The organism is Prosthecobacter sp., assembly GCF_044222565.1.
Taxonomy (GTDB): domain Bacteria; phylum Verrucomicrobiota; class Verrucomicrobiia; order Verrucomicrobiales; family Verrucomicrobiaceae; genus Prosthecobacter.
Genome location: NZ_JBGANA010000007.1, coordinates 131,448 through 150,189, shown reverse-complemented (window position 1 = coordinate 150,189; position 18,742 = coordinate 131,448). Strand labels below are relative to the sequence as shown.

The window sequence follows — 18,742 nt, the reverse complement described above, 5'->3', positions numbered from 1 at the left end:
CACGGATGCTGGGCGAGGTCACAAACACCTGCCGCAGCGGCGCCGTCTGATCTGATCTGCGGTGTTTGCTTTGTGCGGTGTTCCTCTTATGATCAGGGGCATGAAGAAGATCACCCGCATCATCCTCGTTCTTTTTGCACTGGGCGTCCTGCTGGCCGTGGCGGCGCCACTGGGCGGTGTCTGGTGGCTGCGCCAGTATGTGAGCAAGGAGCGGCTGACCCTGGAGACGGAAAAGAACATCAATGCCCGCGTGGAGCTGGAGGATGTAACTCTCTCCCTCTTTTCCTGGCCGCCGAGCCTCCGCCTCTCCGGCCTCAAGATCGGCCCGCGCGATCAATACGTCGGCACCCCCGTGGCTTCGCGGCCGCCGATGCAGCACGCACCGGTGAAGGTGGACATGGCCTATCTGGAACTGGAGCCGGATGGCCTGTGGCAGCGGCAGTTCATGCCAAGGGTGCTGCGCCTCATCGGCGTGGATGTGAATGAAACCATCAGCCCGCGGGAGGGCAGCTCTTTGCAGAAGCTCTTCCAGCCTCCACCGGAGAAGCTGGCGCTGATGCAGCAGCAGGACGATGTGCCGCGTGCCATCCCGCTGCAGTCCCCGCCACCGGTGGCTGCTGTGCCGCCTCCCGGGGAGCCGCCCCCTGCCCTGACCACGCCCCCCGTCTCCGCACCTACCACGCCGCAGCCCACCGCCACGCGCCTGTCCCTGCAGGAAATCGCCATCGAACAGGGCCACTTCCACATTTCCAATCAGGGTGTGGACTCCCAGTTCAATGCGGACATCAGCGACTTCAACTTCGCTTTGACCGACATGGACATCGATCCGGAAAACCTCACGGCTCACAATCACCTGAAGGTCCGCCTGGCAGCCAAAGTCGTGGTGGATGGCGTGGCGCAGATCGGCGGGCAGCCACGCCAGGTGCGCTTTGCAGACATGACGCTGCATGGCGATGGCATGGTGAATCCCGTGGACCCCGCCACACGCCTTTGGTCCCCCGCGGCAGATCTCAATGTCGTCATCGACCGTGGATCCACCATCGGCGGCAACATGACCATCGGCGACGCCGCAGGCACGCATCTGGACTCGCTCAAGAAGAAAGGCATCGACATCAGCGGCATCCGCATCGGCGGCACGCTGGCTCAAAACGTGAACGCCCACATCCTCTACCGCGAGCAGTCCATTTCCTTTCGGGAGGACACGCAGTTCGCACTGCCGGACTACGAGTACACCATCAAGCACAATTCGTGGATGGACTTTGCCAAAGACCAGCAGGGCCTGCTCACCCGGATGTCCTGCGGGGAGGCCTTGAAGCAAAGCCTTGTGCAGGGCATCGCCAGCCATGGTGTGAACCGCACACTCTCACAGCTCATCGTCGAAGGCCTCTCCGACAGCAACGGCCGCCTGACCTTTGACCTCACCGTCACCGGCTCGCTGTCTCATCCAGAAGTGAAGCCAGACGCCATGATCAAGCTGGACAACATTCTGGGCAGCGGCATCGAGGAGAAGGCCAAGGGACTGATCGACACCTTCAAGGGGCTGAAGGGACTTTTCAAATAATCGCGCACTGACAAGGCAGCTTGCTTCTGCATGCAGCACCGCCGGCAAAGCAGCGGAGACGCATTCCCTGTCCCGGTGCAGATGGCTGGGGCAACTCCGGAACCCTCACGTCATCCGGTGCTGCCAGAGCCTGACGTGCCATGTGTCCGCGCTGCATTAATCTTCATTTATCTGCGGGCACCTGCACAACTTCGCCCTTGGCGTCGGTTTCAGAGCAGCATCACCATGAGACTCCTCTTTCTATGCGCGGTCACCAGCGCGGCCGCCACCACACCGGAGCAGAGCGCTTTCTTCGAGTCGCGGATCCGTCCCGTGCTGGTGGAAAAATGCTACTCCTGCCACTCGGCGCAGGCAGAGAAAATCAAAGGAGAACTGCTGCTGGACTCACGCGAAGCCATTCGCAAAGGCGGTGAGAACGGCCCTGCCGTGGTACCGGGAGATGTGGGCAAAAGCCTGCTCATCTCCGCCCTTCGCTCCACCGATGCGGACACTGCCATGCCGCCGAAAAACAAAGGCGGCAGACTGCCGGAGAGCGTGATCTCTGACTTCGAGCAGTGGATTCAAATGGGAGCGCCAGATCCGCGGGAAGGAGCGGTGAAAATCACCAAAGCGTATGATCCCGTGGCGGCGCGGGCGTGGTGGTCCTACCAGCCCCTCACACAGCCGGCGGTGCCGCAGCCCAAAAACGCCGCGTGGCCCAGGACCAGCATTGACCGTTTCATCCTGGCCAGGCTTGAAGAGAAGCAGCTAAGCCCCGCGCCAGATGCGGATGCCGCGACGCTGCTGCGCAGGCTCTCCTTTGACCTCACCGGTCTGCCGCCCGCAACCGCCGCCGCTTCAAATCTTTCCGGCAGCACCTACGAGCAGAAAGTGGATGAACTGCTCGCCTCCCGCGCCTTCGCCGAGCGCTGGGCACGGCATTGGCTGGACGTGGCACGTTTTGCGGAAACCACCGGGCGCGATGTGAATGTGACCATGCCCGAGGCGTGGCGCTACCGCGACTACGTCATCGATGCCATGCATGCCGGCATTCCCTTTGACCAGTTCATTCGCGAGCAGATCGCGGGAGATCTGCTGCCGGACACCGGAGACGCGGACCGTGCGCGCAAGCTCGTCGCCACCGGATTCCTCGCCGTGGGGCCAAAGCCGCTCAACGGGGCGGACCCGCGCCAGTTTGCGGTGGATCTGGCGGACGAGCAGATCGATGCCGTGTCCCAGGCCTTCATGGGAATGACGGTTTCCTGCGCCCGCTGTCATGATCACAAGTTTGACCCCATTTCCCAGCGGGACTACACGGCGCTGGCGGGCATCTTTCTCAGCACCGAGACGCGCTTTGGCACCGTGGGCGGCGTGCAGGGGCGGAATGCGACCAGCCTGATTGATGTGCCAGCCTCGGCGGGCCTGCCAAAGACCTCCCGCCGCATGGACCCGGCCGTCTGGGCTCGCAGCAAGACTGAATATGACAATCTGGTATCCCGCCGGAACGCCGCGCTGGCCGCACGTGCTCCAGGCGGTGCGCAGCAGGGCGGCGCAGCGATGGGCCAGCAGATGTCCAGCTTCGATGTCGTGCGCCTTATCACCCGCGCAAAGCAGGTGGAGACGGAGATCTCCGCTTTCAATCCGGATGGCTCGCCCAAGACGCTGATCATGGGCGTGTTTGACAAGCCGGTGACCGCCCCCGTGCAGCGCCGCCCGGGAAGAAGCGCCAGCTCTGGAGGGCCAGCCACCCGCGGACGCCGGAGCAGCGGCTTTGATGCCATTGCAGACAGCCCGCTGTTCGTGCGCGGCAGCATCGAAAAAGAAAGCGGTGCCGTGCCTCGCGGGCTGCCGGAGTTCCTCGCGCAGCAGCAGGGCGGCGGATTGAAGATCCCGCCGGGCAGCAGCGGCAGGCTGGAGCTGGCAGGGTGGATCGCCTCCGCGCAAAACCCGCTCACCGCCCGCGTGATGGTGAACCGGGTGTGGTACTGGCTGTTTGGCCGCGGACTGGTGGAAAGTGTGGACAACTTTGGCGCCAGCGGTGCCAGGCCCTCCCACCCCGAACTGCTCGATCATCTCGCACAGCAGTTCATTCAGGAAGGGTGGAGTCTGAAAAAGCTCGTCAAGCACATCGTCATGAGCCGCACCTATCAGCAGGCGTCGTCCTCACCCGCCCAGGATGAGCAGGGCCAGTCTGCGGAGCCGGACAATGCGCTGCTTCAGCATGCCAGCATGCGCCGCCTCGATGCGGAGGAGATCCGCGATGCGATGCTGGCGGCCAGCGGCACGCTGGATCGCACGCCGGTGGTGGGTTCGCTCATCGGTCTGGCAGGAGACGGCCCCATCGGCGGGGAGCGCTACCAGGTGCTGCAGGAGGAGGCCATCGTGAAGGCAAACGGGCGCTTCCGCAGCCTGTACCTGCCGGTGGCGCGCAACGTGCAGCCGGAGGTGCTGGCGGTGTTTGACCTGCCAGACCCCAGCAGCGTGACAGGCGCCCGGGAGACCACTCTCGTGCCCCCGCAGGCGCTGTATCTGATGAACAGTGATTTTGCTGCGGAGCAGGCCGGGCTTATGGCCAGGCGCGTGATGGCTGAGGGCAGCTTTGAGCGCCGCTTCTCGCTGGCCTGCCGCCTGACCTACGGCCGCGAGCCGCACGCGGATGAGGCGGAGGCCGCACGCAGGCTGGACCGCAATGACCTTGCCTCCTGGACGAGCATCTGCCGTGCGCTGTTTGCCAGCGCTGACTTTCTCTTTCTCAACTGAACTTTCCCTGAATGAACCGCCGCCACTTTCTGCAACACACCTCGCTCGGCTTTGGCTGGCTGGGGCTCTCCGCGCTGGCTGCCAGTGAAGCCGTGAAGTCGCGCAAACGCGTGATCTTTCTCTGCATGCGCGGCGCGCCATCCCACGTGGACACCTTTGACTACAAACCGAAGCTCAATGCGGACAGCGGCAGGCCAGGCACACGCGCAGGCACGCAATTGCTCGGCTCGCGCTGGGAGTTCTCACGCCACGGTCAGAGCGGCCGCTGGATGTCCTCGCTGTTTCCAGAGCTGGCCAAAAGCGCGGATGACCTCTGCTTTCTGCACGGCATGCAGACGGAGCTGCCGGCGCATCCACAGGCCTACCTGCAGATGCATACGGGCAGCTCTCAGTTTGTGCGCCCCTCCCTCGGAGCCTGGACGCTCTACGGACTGGGCTCGCTGAATGAGAACCTGCCGGGCTTCATCACCCTCACCCCCGCGAGCGGCTTTGGTGGCGCGCAGAATTACGGCAGCGCCTTTCTGCCGGCGCAGTATCAAGGCACGCGCATAGGCGCGGAGAAGCGCCCCATCTCCCAGGCGGAGGTGGCCAATCTGCGGCCCAGGCTGCCTGCCGCCGCGCAGCGTGCGGAGCTAGATCTCGTGCAGACACTGAACCGCGCCAAGCTCGCACGGGAAAAGGACGCGCCTCAGGTGGAGGGCCTCATTGCCTCATATGAACTCGCCTTCAAAATGCAGAGCGAGATGCCCGCCGTGATGGATCTGGCCAAGGAGAGCGCGGCCACGCAGAAGCTCTACGGCATCGGCAATGCGGTGACGGATGACTTTGGCCGTAAATGCCTGCTGGCCCGCCGCATGGTCGAGGCTGGAGTGCGCTTCGTGGAGATCAATCATGGCGACTGGGACCACCATGCCGGCCTGGGTGAAAAGCTGCCCGCAAACTGCGCGGCCGTGGACCTTCCGCTGCGCGGCCTGCTGGTGGATCTCAAGGCCCGTGGCTTGCTCCAGGACACGCTGGTCATCTGGGGCGGAGAGTTTGGCCGCACACCTCATGCGGAGGGCACGGACGGACGCGACCACAATGTGAAAGCCTTCACGCTGTGGATGGCCGGCGGCGGAGTCAAGGCAGGCTTCAGTCATGGTGCCAGCGATGACTACGGCTACGAGGCCGTGGCCGGCAAAGTCCCCATCCATGACTGGCATGCGACGCTTCTGCACCTCCTGGGCATGGACCATGAAAAGCTTACCTACCGGCATGCAGGACGGGACTTTAGACTCACCGATGTGCATGGCAGCGTGGTGAAAGAAATAGTGGCGTGAGCGCTTGGCAAGGCAGTGCGTGCCGCTTAGCATCCGGCCACTATGAGCAATAAAACCTATGGCTGTCTGACCCTCTTTATGCTGCTGCTGCTGATCGGGAGCATCCTGCTGAATGTGGGCCTGTTTGTGACAAAGCTGGACTTTGACGTGAGCACGGACGCCACCTTCACCGCCGCGCGGCCCAAGCGCCACCTGCATGAGGTGGTGGTGGAAAACCCCGCCAAATCCTCCGCGGACAAGATCGTCCACATCGACCTCGAAGGCGTGATCTCCTCCATGTCCGTGAGCGGCATCTTCGCCGAGGCCATGCCAGGCGTGGAGCCCATCAAGCAGGCGCTGGAGCAGGCCGTGAACGACAAGAACGTGAAGGCCATCGTGCTGCGGGTGAACTCCCCCGGCGGCGAGGTCACGGCCTCTGACATCATTTACAATGCGGTGAAAAAAGCCGCGAAAGTGAAGCCCGTGGTCGTTTACATGGACGCCATGGCGGCCTCCGGCGGCTACTACGTGGCCTGCGGCGCCACGAAGATCGTCGCCAGCGAGACAACGCTGACAGCGAGCATCGGCGTGATCATCGAGACGATGAACTACAGCGAGCTGTTCGGCAAAGTAGGCCTCTCCATGACCGCCTTCACCAGCGGCGCCTTCAAGGACTCCCTCAGCGGCGCACGCCCCATGCGCGAGGATGAAAAGGCCTACGTGCAAAATCTGGTCACGCAGATGTACGACCGCTTCCTCGGCATCGTGTCCGAGTCTCGCGGAGTGCCAAAAGAACAGCTCAAAAACGTGGCGGACGGCCGCGTGGTCACCGGCCGTGAGGCCCTCAATGCCAAGCTGGTGGACCAGATCGGCTACGTGGAGGACGCGTATGCGCTGGCCCGCACGCTGGGCAAATCCGCCGATGCAGGCGTGGTGAAGTATCGCCATGAGGTCAGCCTGTTTGACGCCCTCGGCATGGCCTCCGCCAAAGCGGGCGCCGCACCGGCCAAAATGGAGCTGGATGTGAGCAGCGCTCTGATGCCCAAGCTCCTGCCCGGCGTGCCTTACTACCTGCCACCCAGCTTTGCGCATTGATTGATCATGGTGGACGCATCCTCATTCGGCGTGCTGCATGACCTGGCAATCTTTGCCAGCATCGTCACGGCACTGTCTCTGGTGGCCTATCGCATGATGCGGGAGCTGCGCCCGGAAGTTTCGTGGAATCGGGAAGGTGCCGTCATGTCCAGCCCCTACGGCGCGCCGGACCTGGTGGCGCTGGCCGGACTGGGCCTGTTCTACATCCTCGTGTTCATGCAGCCCGCGGACACCACCGCAGCCGCCGCTGCTGGTGAAGGCAAAGTGAACGATGCCACCCTGGTGGCGGGCATGCTTTTCCATCTCATCGTCTGCGCGGGCGTGCTGCTCTACCTGTTTCGCCTGCGTGGCATGAACCCTGGAGAGCTGTTTGGCCTGCAAAACATCCACTGGCGCACCTTGGCCGTGACGGTGGCAGTGTTTACCGTCGTCATCCTGGTCTGTGTGAATCTGGTGGCCTCGCTCTCCTCCTCGTGGCTGCAGAGCTTCTGGCCCCACATGGAGCCGCAGGAGACCGTGAAGGCCTTTCAGCAGTCCGGCGGCTACGGCCTCAAGCTGCTCGTCGTGCTGCTCGCCGTGGTCATCGCGCCGCTGGCGGAGGAGACGCTGTTTCGTGGCTTCGTCTATGGCGTGCTGAAACGCTACACGGACGCACCCTTTGCCGCCCTGGCTTCATCACTGATGTTTGCCATCATCCACATGCACATCGGCAGCCTCATGCCCCTGTGGATGCTCGCCGTGCTGCTCTGCCTGGCCTACGAGATCACCGGCTGCCTGCTCGTCCCCATGATCCTCCACGCCATCTTCAATGGCGTGAGCATCGTGATGATGCTGTTTGGGGAGGGTTGAGGCTGGATGCTATGGAGCACCGCGAAATAAGACTGACGCACATGGAGTTCGAAGTAGTGGCGGAGACGCGAGGGACAGTGGGTCGCAGCGGATGATCGTTAGCTGTGTGCTCGGTTCTAGTTATAGCGGATGCCTCATTGAATGAATGCTCGGTGTGGTTCACTCGGATGCTGCATTGGCTGAATACTCGGTGTGGTTCACTCGGATGCTTGCTCTGGAAGGCCAACGGCCTTCCGTAACTAAGCCCAGGGTTGGAACAACCCTGGGTTCAACGCACCATCCGTCGTTCCCATTCCGTGCAACACCAACGGTGTTGCGTCCATGGCCCGCATGATCCAAAACTTGCGCCATGCCACAATCTCTGGCCCGAGTTCTAATTCACACCGTGTTCTCCACCAAAGGGCGTGAACCAGCCTTCCATGACCCGGCGTTTCGTTCCGAGGCACATGCGTATCCGGGCGGATGCGCAAAGACTCTGGACTGCCTGCCGGTCCATGTCGGTGGCGTCGCGGATCACGTGCATCTGCTGACCACATTGTCTCGCACCCTTTCCATCGCGGAGTGCGTGAAGGAGATCAAACGCGTTTCATCCAATTGGATTCAAAAACGCGGCGGCATCTTCGGCCAGTTTCATTGGCAGGCTGGATACGGATGTTTTTCGGTGTCTGAATCGAATCTGGAAGCCGTGTCGCGTTACATTCTGCGGCAGGAAGAGCACCACCGAAAGATCACGTTCCAAGACGAATATCGCGAACTGCTGCGCCGCCATGGCCAGGCCTGGGATGAGAGGTATGTCTGGGATTAAAAGATCCGATGCGTAGGGCGGCCAAGGACAGAACCACGTTGTGGTTCGCCCTTCATATGAGGGGACGCTATGGCGAAAACCCAGGGTTGTTCCAACCCTGGGCTTAGCTAAAAAAGGCCGTTGGCCTTCCTGGCCATCTCCTCGACATCCAGCCTACATCACCATCCCGCCATCCACCGCCAGCACCTGGCCGGTGACGTACTTCGCAGCGGGGCTGGCGAGGTAGAGGGCGGCTTCGGCGATGTCTTCGGCGGCGCCGAGGGAGTTGAGCGGGATCTTTTTGAGGATCTCAGCCTTCAGCGTGTCATTGAGCACATGCGTCATGTCCGTGGCGATGAAGCCGGGGCAGATGACGTTCGCAGTCACTCCACGGCCAGCGAACTCACGGGCGAGCGATTTGGTGAAGCCGATGAGGCCGGCCTTGCTGGCGGCGTAGTTGGCCTGTCCCGCATTGCCGATGAGTCCGATGACGGAGCTGATATTGATGATGCGTGCGCCCTTTTGCTTCAAAATGCTGCGCTGAAAGGCCTTCACCATGTTGAAGGCGCCTTTCAGATTAGTATCCAGCACCACATCCCAGTCTTCTTCGCTCATGCGCAGGAGCAGGCCGTCCTTGGTCACACCGGCGTTGTTCACCAGGATGTCCACGTGGTCAAAATCGGCGAGGATCTGCTTGCCCACCTCGGCGCAGGCGGCGCCGTCAGCCACGTCCAGCGCGTAGGCCTTGGCGGCATCCGGGTATTTGGCATTGATGGCGTCCGCGGCGCTCTGCGCATTGGCCTGTGTACGGCTGACGACGGCCACTTTCGCGCCCTCGGCGGCGAAGGTTTCAGCGATGGCTTTGCCGATGCCACGTCCGGCTCCGGTGACGACTGCGATCTGGTCTTGAAGTTTACCCATGCACCCACCCATGAACGGCATGCACCGGCGTGCAAGAAGAAGGTGCAACCCGTCCGGAGCGCGCCATGATCCCCCACCCATTGCCGATGAGTGACGACGCGCCGCCTGCCGACAACCCCACCCCCTCCGCCCCACGGAAGAAACTCGTCTCGCTCGGCGGGCTGTGCGAGGTCGTGGCCACGCTTTCCCTGGCCGGCACCTGGCTCGGCAGCCTGGGGCGCTACCACTGGGTGTGCGATCTCATGTCCCACTTCCGGCTGCAATATGTCATCGCATGCGCCCTCGCCTTCCTTTTTGCGCTGCTCCGCCGCCGCACCTGGCTGGCATTGCTCGCGCTGTTTTCCCTGCTGTGGAATGTGCACATCATCCACGCCTATCACCAGACCGCCAGTCCCCTGCCCTCCCCCGCTGCAGAGAAACCGCTGCGAGTGATGACCTTCAATGTGCTGACCGAGAACAAAAACCACGTCGCCGCCATTGATCACGTGCTCAAGGCAGATGCGGACGTCGTCTGTCTGCTGGAAGTCGATGATACCTGGCAGCACAGTCTGGAACCGCTGCGCGTGAAATACCCGCATCGGGCGGAGGAGCTGACCGACGGGCACTTTGGCATCGCCTGCTACACCCGGCTGCCGCTGAAGAGTCTCGAAGCCCGGCGCTTTTCCCAGTGGCGCCTGCCCACCCTCATCCTCAATCTCGATCACCTCGGACGCCCCCTCACCTTCATCGGCACCCATCCCATCCCGCCGATGAACAATACGCGGGCGCAGGAATGGCGGGACCATTTGTCCGCCATCGCCACCCTCGTTTCCGGCCTGCAGGGCGAAGTCATCGTCGCGGGAGATCTCAATGCCACCCCCTGGTGCGAAGGCATGCTCCTGCTGCGCGAAAAAAGCGGCCTCGATTTCCATTCCGTGGATCCCGTCTGGCCTCCCACCTGGGGCCTGAACCTGCCCATGATGATCCCCATCGACCACGTCCTCACCAAAGGCGGCCTCATCATCCAAAAGCGCACCATCGGCCCCGACGCTGGATCAGATCACCGATCGGTGCTGGTGGAGATTGTGCGGTGAAGTCAGAAAGCGATAGCCTAGACCAGTTCTCGAAAAGATTGTCATTTTGACCGGCGAGCGCAGCGGCCCCAGTGGCAAGGCGGGAGCGCCGCCTGCTATTTGAAAATAACAGGCAAGCGACCAACGCAGCCAATGGGGCCGCTCCGCCGCCCGGGCATCTAGCATGAGCCGGTTGGAGGGCCGGTAACTTCTGCAAATTCCACCGTATCAACACCTGGGGTGCCAACTCACAGCCATACCGGAAGGAGAAACTTCCTCAAAAACCTCAAATACCTCGGGGGGGGTGTACCCGCGGAGCAGCGGTGGCGAAAGGGGCGGACGGAGTGAGTTCGCCAAGTTCGACAAATTCACCGGGTATGTCTCCCGCACGTGGCGGGTCTGACATGGAGAGTTCACCCATTTCGCCAAGTTCACCAAGTTCACCCATTTCGCCAAGTGATCCAACTTCGACAAATTCACCGGGTATGGGTCTCTCTCCGTCAGCCAAACGTAGATGGAAGAACGCCATACCACAATAGACCGAACACCTGAAACCAAGGCAGGCTTTCAGCCAAGTTTCTGTTCCTGGCCTTTCCCTCCTTGATTGAGCATCTGGCAGATGATCACAGACACGAAACAACCTTTGGTGCATTCCAAGTGAAGGAAGAGGAAAGAAAGATCATCCCATGGCATACTTCATCACCTCATAGACAGTACAGCCCGGGTGCGAGCGCGCTGCCAACCTAGCCCCTGACTGGCCATGCTCGAACACACCCGTGAAGCATCCGACAGGACGGAAGAGCCCGAGATGAACTGCGGATATACCCTCCCGAGGTATTTGAGGCTTTTGAGGAAGCTACCCGCAGCAGCCAAATCGCGAGAGAGACATACCCGGTGAATTTGTCGAACTTGGCGAACTTTCCCACCTCCAACTCCGAGAGAGTGAGACCTGGTGAAATTGGCGAACTTGGCGAACTTGGCGAAATGGGTGAAGTGTCCCACCGCCGCCACCTTCCCGAGAGAGACATACCCGGTGAATTTGTCGAACTTGGCGAACTTTCTTGCCCGAGCTGCCACCGCGTTAGAGACACACCCGGTGAATTTGTCGAACTTGGCGAACTTTCCCCATTCTCGCCCCCCGCTTCGTCACCCTACTTCCGCAGTGTCAGCTTGGGATCGGTGAGGAGTTTGTTCTGGTAGGTGCCGGCCATGTTGAGACTCGTGTTGATCCACACGGGGATGCCCTCCTTGTTCGCCGCGGCCACCAGCTCCTCCACCAGCTTGTTCTCGGCATCGCGCCAGGGCTTGTGACTTTGCAGCATGAGCAGGTGCGAAGACATGCGCTTCTTCTCCTCCTCCGTCAGCGGGATGGAGTGCGTGTAGCTCACCACAAAAATCCCGTCCGAGATCCGCTCCGCCGGCTTGGTCCGGTAATGCGCGATGAGCTCGGCCGCATGATCAAACCCCGCCTCGAATTTGCCATCCTCATTCGGCACAAACCACGACGCCGATTCCAGCGAAACCGCCGTCATCGTCACCGCCTGGTATTTGCCGAGGAAGCTCATCGTCATCGTCGGCACCTCTTCGGCTCGCAGTGCGGGCAGATGAAACACGAAGCCGACCAGAAGGATGAGCAGGATGGAGTGGGGCTTCATGAGGGTGGTGGCAGGCATGGATTAACCTCTCACTCCAAAACAACAGGGGCATATCCCAAGGCAGGAACCTTGAGGCGTTTCATTTCGGTGCGAAACTTTTGAGACACGATGCACCATCGATAGGCGATTTTATCCCCATTGCCAAGACGTGCTCGCGTCATCGCGATATCAAAGGGCTGAAGGGCTTCCATCTCAGCGCGCCGGTAGCGCAGAACGGGCGGATCACATTTGCCATCATCCACATGACGGGATTCGAAACGATCCCACTTCTTGTCGAAGGCAACGACTTCACCCTGACCATTCTGAATTGGGTTCAGCATGTCCGGCAGAATCACGTGACTTTTCAAAGCCCAAAGCGGCCTCTTAACCTTGCCTCCACCCACAAAGGTGACCGGAGTCAGATTCAATCCGGCGAGGTTCGCCGCCAGCAAACTCGTTCTGAGAGGCTCCGCCACTGCAATTCCTTGAAATGGCGACATGATACCCAGTTGGACCGCAGTGTACTGTTTCTTGTCGAGTTCCGCCACATAGTGCTCGCGTGCCCATTGCTCATCGTCGGGGTTTGCATGGCTCGCTATTTGTCTGGAGCCAGAAAACAGCAAAAACTCGGCCGAATTTATTTCCGAAGGCGTCCATTCCACCTTGCGGCTCACTCCAAAGTACTTCTGACGATCAGCCACGGGTATGACCCTGTGCGGGCTCGGCTTAAGCTGATACTTCGCCTCAATAGCCGCATAGAGCATGGCAAGACGCGGGTCATTTTCATCAAGATCGACATCTATCGCACGCCCGGAAGTGCCGCTCCCCTTGACGGGCAAGCCCACGAGACTTCCCAGCTCTTCAACCATGGATCGCGATGGCAGTTCGACTCCAATCGAATTTGGCACCAACTCCCCGCCATCCTCATAATAAATACACAGTGTGAAAGAGTGTCGGATGGAAGGCATTTGAATGGAAAATGGTGAAGCAAGGCCGCAACTTTCTGACAGATAGCTACGAAAATTGGATGCTCGTTGGCTGTGTGATGGATGGCCTTGAGTCTTCAAAACACATCCCGCTCATTTCACGTAACCAGAAAAGAAACAGAATGGTCAGACCGATCAGGATCGACCATATCACGACGATGATCACTGCAGCAATGATGTGTCCCCGGGGAATCTCTTTCTTGGGTGGGTTGGCCGGTGGTTCTGACATGCGCTTCTTGTTTGCCCCGCCTCACGCCAGCAGCGCCTTCACCGGCTCGTGATGCTCCACGCCGGTGAGGCGTTGGTCGAGGCCTTGGAATTTGATACCGAACCTGAGGCAGTCAATGGCGACCTTGGCAACGGAGGCTGACAGCACTTTCCTTCAATGACCGGGCCTTTGCTCTGTGTGTCCTTCCGAGCCAATTAACACTCGACAACCCACAAACCACTCAGTTAGCCTGATGCAATGATCCCTGCATGTTTCCGGCTTGTACTCATCGGCTTGATCTTCCTAGGATGCATCCAACCGTCGGCCAAGGCTGAGCCGAAATCGAAAGCGCAAGAGGCACCTGCGCTGCTGACGCGCGAGTTCAAAGTCCCTCTCGATTTTCTAGTCTCCACCGTCGGTGAAAAGGACAAGCAAAACCCCTTTGAGCGCAAGACTGCCAAGGAAGTGCTGGAGGCCTGGGGGTTGCCCTTTCCAGCAGGAGCCTCGGCCTCGTTAAACTTGGCGAACGGCCTGCTGATCGTGCGCAATACGCAGGAAAACATGGAACTGGTCAGCGCCCTGCTGAATGAGGCAACGCAGAAAGCACCGCGCAGCATCACCTTCCAGGTCATGGTCCTTGAAGGTCCCGGAAAGGTGATCCGTGAAGCCAATGCCGCCGCGGCCAGCAAGAGCAGCGCCGTCAAAGAGCTGCAAGCCCTGCTCTCCCAGGCAGAACAGGCGAGGTCCGGCATTAAAGTCATCGGAGATACCTGGCTGGAGGCCCATTCAGGCACCCGATCAGTTACGGAAACCGCCCGTGAGCACATTTATTCCAGCCAGGTGCGGCTTGATGATAAAAGCCGCTCTTCTCTAGAACTTGAAATGCGGCAGATCGGACTGCGGCTGGAACTGGAGCCCATCCTTGGTGCTGACAGTCGTTTGATAGACCTTACCACCAGGCTGGAGTTCTTTCCTGCGCAGCCGAACCCACGTCAGCTGCATCTGTCCGACCCCATGAGCGGCAACGCAGTCGAGTTTCCTGTGTCGGATGCGGTCAATGTGAACTTCACCACCGCCTTCTTGATGATGGGCGGAGACACCAAAATCCTTGGCATCGCCAGGCCTGCTGGCAAAATGAATGCCGCAGGCGAGGATGTGCTCTGGATCGCATTCCTGACCGGGCATGTGGCCCCTGTTCCAGTCGTGAACATGTCCCCTCTGTCTCCCGAGCCTTCGCCGCAGGCCACGAGCACCAAGCCATCGAAACAATTGATACCCATTACATGTGGTGTGGGAATGTTTGATTTAACGCGCCCTCTCACCTCCATCTTCACCCTTCACACCGTTCAGGCTCCGGCACCGTTCATCCGCGCTCTCGCTGCAAAAGCAGCCTCCACCAGTGATCATGCCGCAGTGTGGAAGGAAATCGAAACCGCTGCTGCACGCGGTGAAGCTGCCTTCATCGACAGCCACCTGCTCGAAAGCCAGTCCGGCGTGAAAGCGGAGATCAGTGCTTCACGCGAATGGAGCTACCCAGCCAGCTTCAAGACGGACACCAGGGGGCGGCCCGAGATTACTTTTGAAATGCGCCCGGCAGGCTCGCGCCTCTCCTTGGAGCCGGTCATCCGCCATGACGCACTCAGCATCGGTGTGACCCTTGATTATGAACTGCACACCGCACCGCCACATTCGCACCGCGAGGTCTTTCTTGATCCCGGTTCCCGGCAGAAGTTCGAGATGCCTCTGGTGGACTTCCATACTGCCCATGTGCAGACGTGCCTCACCCTGGCTCACGGTGGCACGCGGCTGCTCACATTCTGGCAACCCGCAAGCCACGACGGCGCGGACGTCCTCTGGGCGACTTTCCTGCATGGCGAGGTGCTGCGCCAGACAGCACCAGAAAAAACCACGCCCGCCACGGAGATCAAAAGCACAGCACCGCCTGACGAGAATGAATGGATCAGCCAGGTTTTCAGTGTCCCCTCGGATATTGCTTCGGGCAGCAAAACGGCGCCCCAGCTGTTGGAGGAGGCCGGCATCCCCCTGCCCCGGGGTGCTAAAGCCTATTTTAACTCCGCCGCGAACAAGCTCATTGTGCGCACCCAGCGCAAGCACATGGACTTGGTGGAGGCTTTCGTGGACCCAAACCCTCCCCCATACCCCCAGACGGTGGTTTTCACCACTCACGTTATCCAGGCACCGGGCCCCGTCATTCGTCGGGCAATGGGTCAAATCGCCGGGCACTGCGACCACCGGCCGGAGATGAATCAACTCCTCGCCTCGGCTGAGATCAAACATCTGGCAACCTCGCGCATCGAAACAAAACGAGGCGTAAACGCCACCTCCGAAGAAGTCATCGAGCACATCGCTTTGGCGGCACTCGAATCTGACGAAAAAGGGGGGCTCACGATCAAACGGGACATGCGCAAGGTGGGTTTTCTGATGTCCTTGGAACCGATGGTACTGACGGATGGCTCCACCATCGCCGCGACGCTGGCTCCCGAATTTCACACGGCGGACCCGCAGGAAAACTTGGAACAGATAACGGACACTCAGGGACGCAAGCTGGAGTTCCCGCTCACCCACTACCATGCGGCCAAAATCTCCACGTCCATCATGATGCCCAGCGGCACCGCTCGTCTGATCGGTGTATGGAAGCCTACTGGCAAACCCGAATTCGAAGCCAGTGACATTTTGCAGGCTGCCTTCATCACGGCGGACTACCTGCGCTAGCTGATATGAGAATAACACCGGCTTCGGATCTGCAAGCGCCAGCCGGGCAGATGTTTCATCGCCCCGCCTCACGCCAGCAGCGCCTTCACCGGTTCGTGGTGCTCCACTCCCGTGAGGCGCTGATCGAGGCCTTGGAATTTGAAGCTGAACTTGCGGTGATCGATGCCCATGAGGTGCAGGATCGTGGCGTTGAGGTCGTTGATGTGGACGGGGTCTTTGGCGACGTTGTAGCTGAAGTCGTCCGTCTCGCCGTATTCGATGCCGCCTTTGATGCCGCCGCCGGCCATCCACATGGTGAAGCAGCGCGGGTGGTGGTCGCGGCCGTAGTTTTCCTTGGTCAGCGTTCCCTGGGAATACACGGTGCGGCCGAATTCACCGCCCCAGACGACGAGGGTGTCCTGCAGCAGGCCGCGTTGTTTCAGGTCCATGATGAGGGCGGCGCAGGCGCGCTCGCTGTCCTCCACCTGGCCGCGCAAGAGCTTGGGCAGGTTGTTGTGCTGGTCCCAGCCGCGATGCAGGATCTGCACCACACGCGTGCCGCGCTCGATCAGGCGGCGGGCCATGATGGCGCTGTGGGTGAAGCTGCCGCTGCGGCTCACGTCCGGGCCATACATCTCCAGCGTGGCCTTGCTTTCTTTGCTCAGGTCCGTGAGCTCCGGCACGCTGGTCTGCATGCGGAAAGCCATTTCGTATTGCGCGATGCGGGTCTGGATTTCGGGATCGCCAATGCGGCTGTGATTGATGGTGTTGAGCTTGTTGAGCGCATCCAGCATCGTTCGGCGGTCGCTGGAGTCCACCCCCGGAGGATTCTTCACATACAGAACGGGATCGCCCTGGCCGCGCAGCGCCACTCCGGAATACTTGGTGGGCAGAAAGCCGCTGCTCCACATGCGGGTGAAAAGCGCCTGTGCCTGGCTGGCGGCGGGAAAGGTGGGCGTGAAGACCACGAAGGACGGCAGGTCATTGCTCTCGCTGCCCAGACCGTAGCTGAGCCATGAGCCGATGCTCGGCTTGCCCGGCACCTCGCTGCCCGTCATGACAAAGGTGCAGGCCGGGTCGTGATTGATCGCCGTGGTGCTCACGCTTTTGATCACCGCGATCTCATCCACGATCTTCGCCGTGTGCGGCAGCAGCTCGCTCACGTAGCGACCGCACTGCCCATGCGGGGTGAATTTGAACATGCTCGGCGCCACCGGAAACCTCGCCTGCCCGCTCGTCATGGTGGTGATGCGCTGGCCATTGCGAATGCTGTCCGGCAGGTCCTTGTCGTAATGCTGATGCAGCTGCGGCTTGTGGTCCCACAGATCGAGCTGCGAAGGCGCACCGTTCATGTGCAGGTAGATCAGCCGCTTGGCCTTCGGCGCAAAATGCGGCAGCCCCGTCAGCGACGGCTGCACCAGCGAGGAGGAAGAGGAAGCACCGTTGGCAAACCGCTCCCCCAGCATGCTCGCCAGCGCCACGCCGCCCATGCGCAACCCCGTCTGCCCAAAGAACTGGCGGCGGGTCTGCTGGCGGTGATATTCAAGAAAGGGGTCCATGATGGGAAAGTAACGCTTCGAGGAGGCGCGGGCTTGCGGGGCAGTAGAAATTGCACCGCTGAGATTTGAGAAACGCAGAGGTTTTCCAGAGTTCATTCAAAAAAATCTCTGCGGCGTTCCAGCCTCTGCGGTGTAAAATTCCGGCTCATTTCCGCCCAAAGTCAGCGCACACCAAACTACCAGACTTTACACCGCAGAGATTTGAAAAACGCAGAGGTTCCCGGAACAGACTCAAAAAAATCTCTGCGGCGTTCCAGCCTCTGCGGTGTAAAATTCCGGCTCATTTCCGCCCAAAGTCAGCCCACACCAAACTACCAGACTCTACACCGCAGAGATAGGAACGCCGCAGAGGTTTTCCAGAGTTCATTCAAAACAATTCTCTGCGTTTTTCCAGCCTCTGCGGTGTTGCTTCTCGAAACCTCAGCGCGATTTCGGCGGCGGTGCAGCCGCACCATAGGGAAATGGGGCGGGATTGCGCAACTTCTCCGTCAAGCTCTTCATCTCTGCTTTGGTCAGAATCGTGGGATCCCTCACCTTCCCGGCACAGGACAGGATGTTCTTTGCAAAGTACAGCCTCATCCACAAAGCCTGACCGCCAGCCAAAGGCATGAGCGTTTGGGAACTGCCTAGCTGGTGATGCTGGATTTGAAACCATTCGCCAGCCCTCAGCAGCAGCTCATCCGTCGGAGCCCTATAATGGACAGAGTCCGCATGAAATGAATAGGAACCCGCAGGGGTGATGACGGAGACCCAGGCATTTGTGGCTCTGGCCAGCAGCACGGGGCCATCCTTCCCCTCACTGGTGTAGCGTATCTCATCGGCCTCCATCATCACAAACGGGGACCCACGCAGAACCAGCCGCCGGTATGGTGTGGAGGGCTTCTGACGCCACTCATCGGGCAAGATCCAGGTCACGGGGTCCACCCAGGCAAGAGTCGAGGCGAGGCCGTCCACCGCAGCGGAAGCGCCCTTGCCCACCATCGTGCCTGGTCGCGGTGCATTGCGGCCGCCGTTTGCGGAAGAAAGCTCTGCATCCGCGATCCACATGGCAGCAGGGATGGGCTGGTTCTCCCGCACCTTGAGTTTAGGAGGGCTCTTGGCGGCCCACTCTTTGAGCGGCTTTTCAGACAGCCGGAAGTAGCGCTCATCCCGATGCGTGACCGCATTGTGCGTGCCATCCACCGCCATCGCCGACCAGATGCCGACGCAAGGCGTGAGCCATGGAGTGGCGAGCAGGCAGGCTGCTGACACAAACAGAAAACGGCGGAGGTTTTCTCGCTGCATGAAAGCGCAGCATGCCGTTTTTGATTCGCACACGCAAGCCTGCATTCGTCGCCGCCGCGC

General features: G+C 60.5%; 14 protein-coding genes. 8 read left to right on the top strand and 6 right to left on the bottom strand.

Annotation, left to right across the window (positions count from 1 at the left end):
- The first annotated feature begins 100 nt into the window (after nt 1-100).
- The 6 genes from ACILSR_RS12300 to ACILSR_RS12275 all read left to right on the top strand — a co-directional run bounded on the left by ACILSR_RS12300 (nt 101) and on the right by ACILSR_RS12275 (nt 8,347).
- Nucleotides 101-1,561 carry a hypothetical protein gene (locus ACILSR_RS12300; RefSeq protein ID WP_395750073.1) on the top strand — a complete coding sequence of 487 codons (1,461 nt, stop codon included), beginning with the start codon at nt 101-103 and terminating at the stop codon, nt 1,559-1,561.
- A gap of 225 nt (nt 1,562-1,786) precedes the next feature.
- The gene (locus tag ACILSR_RS12295; RefSeq protein WP_395750072.1) at nt 1,787-4,300 is read left to right on the top strand and encodes a PSD1 and planctomycete cytochrome C domain-containing protein; all 2,514 of its coding nucleotides are present in this window, start codon (nt 1,787-1,789) and stop codon (nt 4,298-4,300) included.
- Between the two features lie 11 nt (nt 4,301-4,311).
- Nucleotides 4,312-5,619, top strand: coding sequence for a DUF1501 domain-containing protein (locus tag ACILSR_RS12290; RefSeq protein WP_395750071.1), 1,308 nt, complete (start codon nt 4,312-4,314; stop codon nt 5,617-5,619).
- 42 nt (nt 5,620-5,661) lie between these two features.
- Complete coding sequence (sppA, locus tag ACILSR_RS12285) at nt 5,662-6,693, top strand: signal peptide peptidase SppA (RefSeq protein ID WP_395750070.1); 1,032 nt, start codon at nt 5,662-5,664, stop codon at nt 6,691-6,693.
- A gap of 6 nt (nt 6,694-6,699) precedes the next feature.
- Nucleotides 6,700-7,542 (top strand): lysostaphin resistance A-like protein, encoded by an 843-nt coding sequence (locus ACILSR_RS12280; protein WP_395750069.1) that lies wholly within the window; start codon nt 6,700-6,702, stop codon nt 7,540-7,542.
- Nucleotides 7,543-7,891: 349 nt separating this feature from the next.
- Nucleotides 7,892-8,347, top strand: coding sequence for a transposase (locus ACILSR_RS12275; protein WP_395750068.1), 456 nt, complete (start codon nt 7,892-7,894; stop codon nt 8,345-8,347).
- A gap of 153 nt (nt 8,348-8,500) precedes the next feature.
- On the opposite strand, the gene fabG is transcribed toward ACILSR_RS12275, so the two are convergent.
- Entirely contained in the window at nt 8,501-9,247 is a 747-nt protein-coding gene (fabG, locus tag ACILSR_RS12270; RefSeq protein WP_395750067.1) for a 3-oxoacyl-[acyl-carrier-protein] reductase, read from the bottom strand.
- A gap of 86 nt (nt 9,248-9,333) precedes the next feature.
- On the opposite strand from fabG, the gene ACILSR_RS12265 reads away from it, so the two are divergent.
- Nucleotides 9,334-10,320 carry an endonuclease/exonuclease/phosphatase family protein gene (locus ACILSR_RS12265; protein WP_395750066.1) on the top strand — a complete coding sequence of 329 codons (987 nt, stop codon included), beginning with the start codon at nt 9,334-9,336 and terminating at the stop codon, nt 10,318-10,320.
- Nucleotides 10,321-11,450: 1,130 nt separating this feature from the next.
- Here the strand turns inward: ACILSR_RS12265 and ACILSR_RS12260 are convergent.
- From ACILSR_RS12260 to ACILSR_RS12250, 3 genes are all read right to left on the bottom strand, one after another.
- Nucleotides 11,451-11,972 carry a hypothetical protein gene (locus ACILSR_RS12260; protein ID WP_395750065.1) on the bottom strand — a complete coding sequence of 174 codons (522 nt, stop codon included), beginning with the start codon at nt 11,970-11,972 and terminating at the stop codon, nt 11,451-11,453.
- 11 nt (nt 11,973-11,983) lie between these two features.
- Entirely contained in the window at nt 11,984-12,901 is a 918-nt protein-coding gene (locus ACILSR_RS12255) for a hypothetical protein (RefSeq protein WP_395750064.1), read from the bottom strand.
- Between the two features lie 268 nt (nt 12,902-13,169).
- On the bottom strand, nt 13,170-13,295 hold the full coding sequence (locus tag ACILSR_RS12250) for a hypothetical protein (protein WP_395750063.1): 126 nt from the start codon (nt 13,293-13,295) through the stop codon (nt 13,170-13,172).
- A 90-nt stretch (nt 13,296-13,385) separates the two neighbouring features.
- Here ACILSR_RS12250 and ACILSR_RS12245 point away from each other — a divergent pair, with 90 nt between their 5' ends.
- Nucleotides 13,386-15,860 (top strand): hypothetical protein, encoded by a 2,475-nt coding sequence (locus tag ACILSR_RS12245; protein ID WP_395750062.1) that lies wholly within the window; start codon nt 13,386-13,388, stop codon nt 15,858-15,860.
- Between the two features lie 68 nt (nt 15,861-15,928).
- On the opposite strand, the gene ACILSR_RS12240 is transcribed toward ACILSR_RS12245, so the two are convergent.
- Together ACILSR_RS12240 and ACILSR_RS12235 are read right to left on the bottom strand one after the other, a co-directional pair.
- The gene (locus ACILSR_RS12240) at nt 15,929-17,398 is read right to left on the bottom strand and encodes a DUF1501 domain-containing protein (protein WP_395750061.1); all 1,470 of its coding nucleotides are present in this window, start codon (nt 17,396-17,398) and stop codon (nt 15,929-15,931) included.
- A 420-nt stretch (nt 17,399-17,818) separates the two neighbouring features.
- Complete coding sequence (locus ACILSR_RS12235; RefSeq protein WP_395750060.1) at nt 17,819-18,682, bottom strand: hypothetical protein; 864 nt, start codon at nt 18,680-18,682, stop codon at nt 17,819-17,821.
- Nucleotides 18,683-18,742 lie beyond the last annotated feature (60 nt).

Coding starts and splice junctions, on each gene's coding strand:
- ACILSR_RS12275 (WP_395750068.1), top strand. CDS start 7,892: ATGCCACAATCTCTGGCCCGAGTTCTAATTCACACCGTGTTCTCCACC.
- fabG (WP_395750067.1), bottom strand. CDS start 9,247: ATGGGTAAACTTCAAGACCAGATCGCAGTCGTCACCGGAGCCGGACGT.
- ACILSR_RS12300 (WP_395750073.1), top strand. CDS start 101: ATGAAGAAGATCACCCGCATCATCCTCGTTCTTTTTGCACTGGGCGTC.
- ACILSR_RS12240 (WP_395750061.1), bottom strand. CDS start 17,398: ATGGACCCCTTTCTTGAATATCACCGCCAGCAGACCCGCCGCCAGTTC.
- ACILSR_RS12280 (WP_395750069.1), top strand. CDS start 6,700: ATGGTGGACGCATCCTCATTCGGCGTGCTGCATGACCTGGCAATCTTT.
- ACILSR_RS12290 (WP_395750071.1), top strand. CDS start 4,312: ATGAACCGCCGCCACTTTCTGCAACACACCTCGCTCGGCTTTGGCTGG.
- sppA (WP_395750070.1), top strand. CDS start 5,662: ATGAGCAATAAAACCTATGGCTGTCTGACCCTCTTTATGCTGCTGCTG.
- ACILSR_RS12255 (WP_395750064.1), bottom strand. CDS start 12,901: ATGCCTTCCATCCGACACTCTTTCACACTGTGTATTTATTATGAGGAT.
- ACILSR_RS12265 (WP_395750066.1), top strand. CDS start 9,334: ATGAGTGACGACGCGCCGCCTGCCGACAACCCCACCCCCTCCGCCCCA.
- ACILSR_RS12245 (WP_395750062.1), top strand. CDS start 13,386: ATGATCCCTGCATGTTTCCGGCTTGTACTCATCGGCTTGATCTTCCTA.
- ACILSR_RS12235 (WP_395750060.1), bottom strand. CDS start 18,682: ATGCAGCGAGAAAACCTCCGCCGTTTTCTGTTTGTGTCAGCAGCCTGC.
- ACILSR_RS12260 (WP_395750065.1), bottom strand. CDS start 11,972: ATGCCTGCCACCACCCTCATGAAGCCCCACTCCATCCTGCTCATCCTT.
- ACILSR_RS12295 (WP_395750072.1), top strand. CDS start 1,787: ATGAGACTCCTCTTTCTATGCGCGGTCACCAGCGCGGCCGCCACCACA.